Raw genomic sequence first — 5,463 nt, forward strand, 5'->3', positions numbered from 1 at the left:
AGCGTCAAGACGACCGAGGCGCACCGCGCGGCGGCGATGCGCAAGCTGGACGTAAATTCGACCGCCGGGCTGGTCCGGTATGCGGTTCGGGCCAGACTTGTCGATGCTTGACGTCTACTTGGCCCAAGGACGAGCCAAGGTGAAGTCCGGCGTTGCGATCCGTCTGCAGAGTACAAGGTGGATCTCAGTACACTCACCGCAAATCTTAAGGGTTTTGTGGGATAACCCATCAAAAACCGATCAGTATGATCGGACGGGCTTGCGCCGGTAGTCGGCCTCGACCGACCGGTGGGTGCGGTTGCGCTATCGAGGGACGACGAGTGAAACGCATCTTGATCGCGGATGATCATGAAGTCGTGCGCTCCGGACTTCGCGCGATCATCGAAGGTCACGCGAACTGGATTGTCGTTGGCGAGGCCGCCGACGGCGAGCAGACGGTGACATTGGCTTCGGAATTGAGACCAGATGTCGTGATCGTCGACTATTCGATGCCTCTGATGAACGGGCTCGAGGTCAGCCGCCGCATCAAGTTGCTTCATCTGCGCGCACAGGTGCTTGTTCTAACGATGCATGAACATGAAGAGATCCTGACCGAAGCCCTTCTGGCGGGGGTCCGCGGATTTCTGTTGAAATCGGATGCCAGGAAGCACCTGATTTCGGCGATCGAGGCATTGCTCGACGGTCAGCCTTACTTCACTAGCGTATTGCTCGAGAAATTGCTTCACGACTTCCAGCTCAACAAGCAGAACAAGTCAAAAATGCTGCTGACCTCGCGGGAGCAGAGCGTTGTTCAGTTGATCGCGGAGGGACACACCAACAAGTCCATCGGTTCTATTCTGAAGCTTAGCGTGAAAACAGTCGAAACGCATCGCGCATCGGCAATGCGCAAGCTCGGGACGTCGTCGACAGCCGAACTGGTCCGGTACGCCATTCGCAAAAAGTTGGTTGCGCCCTGAGGCGGTCGGACGACCAGGATTGCAAACCTCGATCAAACACCGGGACTGCCCTCATTGGTCAGGCTCTTCGCCTAGAAGTCTGAAGGGGAGCGACTGGTCTCGTCCGGTCGGGGAAAGCGTTAGCGTTCGTCTGTCTCGAACCGGCTGACAATTCTTCTGAAACGCCAGAACTGCGCGTACTGGTCAGGTCCCAGCCTCCTGAGCCAGTCTGCGACGTCCATCGGGCGCTCCGGCACCTGATCCGCTGGTTGCGGATGCGTCGCGGATCGTAACCCCGCCGGGAGAGAAGCTAAGCGGAAAGTGTTTCACTGCCCTGGCATGAGGTCGGTGGCCTCGGCCGCAAGTTTTTTGCGTTCGCTGGCGTAGGGTTCGCCTTCAAATCGGCGATCAGAATCTTCATTTCACCGATCTCCCGCGCCTGAGCCGCGGGCGGTGGTTCTTGCCCGAATTGAAGCTTCAGGATCGCGGCTCGCGGTCAGGCTCTCGGCTGCTGCGGCATACTATTTGGCCGCTCCGCTGCGAGTTCCTTGCATGGACCAAAGTTCAATAGAGGAGCTTCTCAGGCTACCTAAGTCTGCCTGATGAAGACTGTCTTGATCTCAGGTGCAGGAATTGCTGGGCCCACGCTTGCGTACTGGCTGAATGCCTCCGGCTTCGAGCCGACGCTGCTCGAACGTGCTCCCGTCCTGCGTCGCGGCGGCTATGTCGTCGATTTCTGGGGGCTTGGCTACGACATCGCCGAGCGCATGGGTCTGCTGCCGGAGGTCAACGGGAACGGTTATCACGTGCGCGAACTGCGCATCGTGGGCGATGCAGGCCGGAGGTTGGCCGGATTCGGCACCAAGGTCTTCACCGAGCTGACCGACGGGCGCTACGTCACGCTTGCGCGAAGTGATTTGTCGCATTTGCTGTTCGACACGATCAAGGGCCGTACCGAGGTCATATTCGGCGATGAAATCGTCAGGCTTGATGAGAAGCCGGATTGTGTCAAAGTCGAATTGAAGCGCGCGGGCGAGCGCCGCTTCGATCTGGTCATCGGCGCGGATGGCCTGCATTCGGCCGTTCGCAACCTTGCCTTTGGTCGTCAGTCGTCGTTCGAACGACGCCTCGGCTATACAGTCGCAGCTTTCGAGGTGCACGACTATCGTCCGCGCGACGAGGATATCTATATGATGTATAACCAGCCGGGGCGGATGGTTGGCCGCTTCACGCTGCACGACAATCGCACCTTATTTCTGTTTGTGTTTGCATCGACCAACCCATCGCTTCCGGATTCGCCGGATGAACAGAGAATACTGCTCCGCGAGGTTTATGGACGCGGAGGTTGGGAATGCGAAAGGATCGTGGCTGAACTGGATCGAGCGCAGGAGCTCTATTTCGACAGCGTTAGCCAAATCCGAATGCCAAATTGGTCGCGAGGTCGCATCGGACTAGTGGGCGACGCCGCGTTTTGCGTGTCGCTGCTGGCCGGTCAGGGATCGGCGCTGGCCATGATCTCGGCCTACGTGCTGGCAGGTGAATTAGCTGCAAGGGAGGGACGATATCAGGAGGCGTTTGCTCGATATGAAGCGCTGCTGCGGACCTACATCGAGGCAAAACAGCGTGGCGCGGAACGTTTCGCCGCCGCGTTCGCGCCAGGAACCCGTGCCGGCTTGCTTTTCCGAAATCTGGTGATCAAAGCCTTTGCGATCCCCGGGTTATCGAAGGTTGCCGTGGGTAGGGATATCGCCGATGTCCTGCCGCTTCCGAACTACAGCTGGCCATCGCTCGATCAATCGACTGCGGCTTGATTCGACAGACTGAGCCTCCCGGCAAGAAGGCACCCGAGCACCAGGGAGGCGCCGACTCCCATGACGCAGGCGGCCCATCCGAAACGATCAAACAGCTGACCAAGTACCGCGCTTCCGACGAGGCCCCCGGCAAAATAGCAGGCAAGATAGGTCCCGCTGGCCACACCGCGGTTCGATCTGGCTGCCTGCCCGACAAAGCCGGTGGCGCACGCCTGTGCGAAGAACGTACCGACTCCGACCAGGACCATTCCGCCCATCACAGCCCCGAGATGAGCGGACAACATCAAAGGCAGGCCGATACCCGCGACTGCGAGAGAGCTCCAAAGCGACGCCCGGGTGCCAAACATGGCCACGAGTCTGCCCGCGAGCAGCGTCGTCAGGATCGAGGGCAGGAAGACGAAATACACGAGGCCAAGGCTCATCATGCCCAGCGCCAGCGGCGGCCGGACCAGCACGAAGTTCACATAGGTGAAAGTGCCGATGAAGGCGAACAGGATGGAGAAGCCAATACCGAAAGTGGCACGCAACGCCGGATTGCGCCAATGCTCGACCATGGCCGAGAACGGGGAGTGATCCACGCGCATTGCATGCATTGGCTTGACCCGGTGGATCGTGAAGTAGACCAGGACCGCTCCTGCGAGGTTGAGTGTGGCAAAGAAATAGAAGTTCGTTGCCAGCCCGAAGCTGTCCACCACCGCCGCCGAAATGAACCGGCCGATCAGGTTGCTTGCGACGTTGCCGGTGATGTACGCCGCGAATGCGCCGCCGGCATCGACCGCGCTGCACTGCTCGCCGAGATAGGCCAGCGTCAGCGTGAATGCGGACGCCATGCACAATCCTTGCGCGACGCGCAGTGTCGTGAAGACGGTGAGATCGGGGGCCGTCGCGAGCAGGCTGGTCGGGATCGCGAGCAGGATGAGGCTCGCAAGGATGCCTGACCTGCGATCGATGCGAGGGCTGAAGAACCCGACGATCACACCTGCGATCGCCATACCCATCGTGCTCGCGTTGACTGCAAAGCCCATGGCCGCTGGCGTTACACCGTAGTGCCTGGTCAAGGAAGGCAGGATCGCCTGGGTTGCGAAGAGGTCAACAACGGTCAGAAACGCCATCAGACCGATGATGATCGAACGCAGCACGAGACCGGGCGAATGCCGTTGCGCCTGCATTGTGGTCATGGTCGCGGGTACGTCGGTCATCGACCCCTCCTTGATGTTCTGAGCGGTGGAGGTGGCGCCCGAGGCGTGGGGCAGGCTGGGGCAGCCTCGAGGCGCCACCTCCGCAACGAGTGCCAGGTGCGTCGCGCGTTACATGTTGTGGTCGGCCGGATCCTTGCGGACATCGCCGACGTAGAGAATGACCGTTTCCTTGCCGAGATTCTTCCACCAGTGCGAGGTGCCGTAGACTTCGGCCCTGAGGTCGCCCGCCTTGTGCACGATCGAATCGACACAGTTGCTGGCGTATTCCACGATTTCGCCCTGCTGCACGAAGATCAGCGCGGGCCGATCATCATGGCTGTGCCAGGGCACGATGCCGCCCGGTTCGATCGTGAGCTTGCGGAAACGCAGCTCGCGACCTTCAATATGCGCGGGTTGCTTGCCGAGGTCGATCGAGCCAAGCGTGACGTCGGTGACGCCGACCGGCTTGTATTCGACCTTCTCACGGGCGTTCGGCTTCATCTTGTCGGCAGGGCATTCGCCCGCGAACGCGGCCGAGCTTGCCGCCATCGCTCCGACCATTGCACACGCAAGCACAAAGACCCGCCGCGGTGCTCGAAAATTGATCCTTTGCATGAACATGTCCTGATCTCCTCTTTCGTAAACCGCGTCTGCTGACCGGCTTGATCGACAGCATGCGTGAAATCGCTTGGTTGCGGAAATGCCGGCTGGCTTTCAAATCGATAGCGAGCCGCTATCCGATACGTGGTTCACGCATGCGCGAACATGTGCTTGATGTCGGCCGAAAATGTCGGATAGACGTAGACGTGGTCTTTCAGCTGGCGCGCGGTGATGCCGAACTTGATGGCGAGAGCGAAGACATTGATCAATTCCTGGCCCTCGTGCCCGACAACGTGCGCGCCGAGGACGTGATCGGTTGCGCGATCAACAATGATCTTGGACCAGGCAACAGTTTCGCCGTAAGTCTTGGCCGAGAACCATCCGAGCATGTCGTTGACATGAACGTCGACGGCGAGGCCCTTCTGCCTCGCTGCGGCCTCAGTCAGCCCCACAGCGGCAAGCGCAGGAACCGTGTACACCGCGGTGGCCATGCCCTCGTAATCGGGGCTGTGCCTTGCGCCTTCGACGACGTTCCGCCCAACGATATTGCCTTCATAGGTTGCCAGCGGCGAGAGCTGGGGCGAGTTCGCGAAAGCGTCTCCGCACACGTGGACGCGCGGGTTCGACACTGAGCGCAGGTGCTCGTCGACTGCGACGCGCCCATGGTCGTGCGCGACCCTGCCGGTGGCGAGGTCAAGCTGATCGATGTTGGCAATTCTGCCGGCGCCGTTCACGACACGATCGGCCTCGGCAACGTGTTCCACGCCTTCGCAGGTGAAGATCACTTTCAGACGTCCATCGGCGCGTTCGATCCGCTTTACGGCGACTTGGGTCTTGAAGCAGATTCCGATGCGCTCGCTTTCGGTTCGTAGGCGCGCCACGGCATCGACGTCCATGGCCGGCAGCAACTGCGGCAAGGCCTCGAGAATCGTCACCTCG

At 60.3% G+C, this 5,463-nt stretch carries 5 protein-coding genes and 1 pseudogene; 3 read left to right on the top strand and 3 right to left on the bottom strand.

What is annotated here, in order from left to right; translation table 11 throughout:
• From JOZ76_RS17205 to JOZ76_RS17215, 3 genes and pseudogenes are all read left to right on the top strand, one after another.
• Window positions 1–111 (top strand): annotated as a pseudogene (locus JOZ76_RS17205) (DNA-binding response regulator); the annotation flags it as partial.
• A gap of 209 nt (window positions 112–320) precedes the next feature.
• Entirely contained in the window at window positions 321–956 is a 636-nt protein-coding gene (locus tag JOZ76_RS17210; protein WP_291700031.1) for a response regulator transcription factor, read from the top strand.
• A 581-nt stretch (window positions 957–1,537) separates the two neighbouring features.
• Window positions 1,538–2,746, top strand: coding sequence for an FAD-binding domain (locus JOZ76_RS17215; RefSeq protein ID WP_291700033.1), 1,209 nt, complete (start codon window positions 1,538–1,540; stop codon window positions 2,744–2,746).
• Here the strand turns inward: JOZ76_RS17215 and JOZ76_RS17220 are convergent.
• The 3 genes from JOZ76_RS17220 to JOZ76_RS17230 form a co-directional block, all read right to left on the bottom strand.
• Window positions 2,728–3,945: an MFS transporter gene (locus tag JOZ76_RS17220; RefSeq protein WP_291700035.1), complete on the bottom strand. Its 1,218-nt coding sequence runs from the start codon at window positions 3,943–3,945 to the stop codon at window positions 2,728–2,730. The genes JOZ76_RS17215 and JOZ76_RS17220 overlap by 19 nt on opposite strands.
• 108 nt (window positions 3,946–4,053) lie before the next feature.
• A complete protein-coding gene (locus JOZ76_RS17225; protein WP_291700039.1) occupies window positions 4,054–4,485 on the bottom strand; it encodes a cupin domain-containing protein in 432 nt (143 codons plus the stop codon).
• A gap of 188 nt (window positions 4,486–4,673) precedes the next feature.
• On the bottom strand, window positions 4,674–5,463 hold a 790-nt coding region (locus JOZ76_RS17230; protein ID WP_291700037.1), incomplete at its 5' end, for an FAD-dependent oxidoreductase.

It is taken from the genome of Bradyrhizobium sp., assembly GCF_019244115.1.
Taxonomy (GTDB): domain Bacteria; phylum Pseudomonadota; class Alphaproteobacteria; order Rhizobiales; family Xanthobacteraceae; genus Bradyrhizobium.

Bases quoted from the DNA above. Each gene is read 5' to 3' on its own strand.
- JOZ76_RS17215 (WP_291700033.1), top strand. From the start codon at position 1,538: ATGAAGACTGTCTTGATCTCAGGTGCAGGAATTGCTGGGCCCACGCTT.
- JOZ76_RS17220 (WP_291700035.1), bottom strand. From the start codon at position 3,945: ATGACCGACGTACCCGCGACCATGACCACAATGCAGGCGCAACGGCAT.
- JOZ76_RS17225 (WP_291700039.1), bottom strand. From the start codon at position 4,485: ATGGTCGGAGCGATGGCGGCAAGCTCGGCCGCGTTCGCGGGCGAATGC.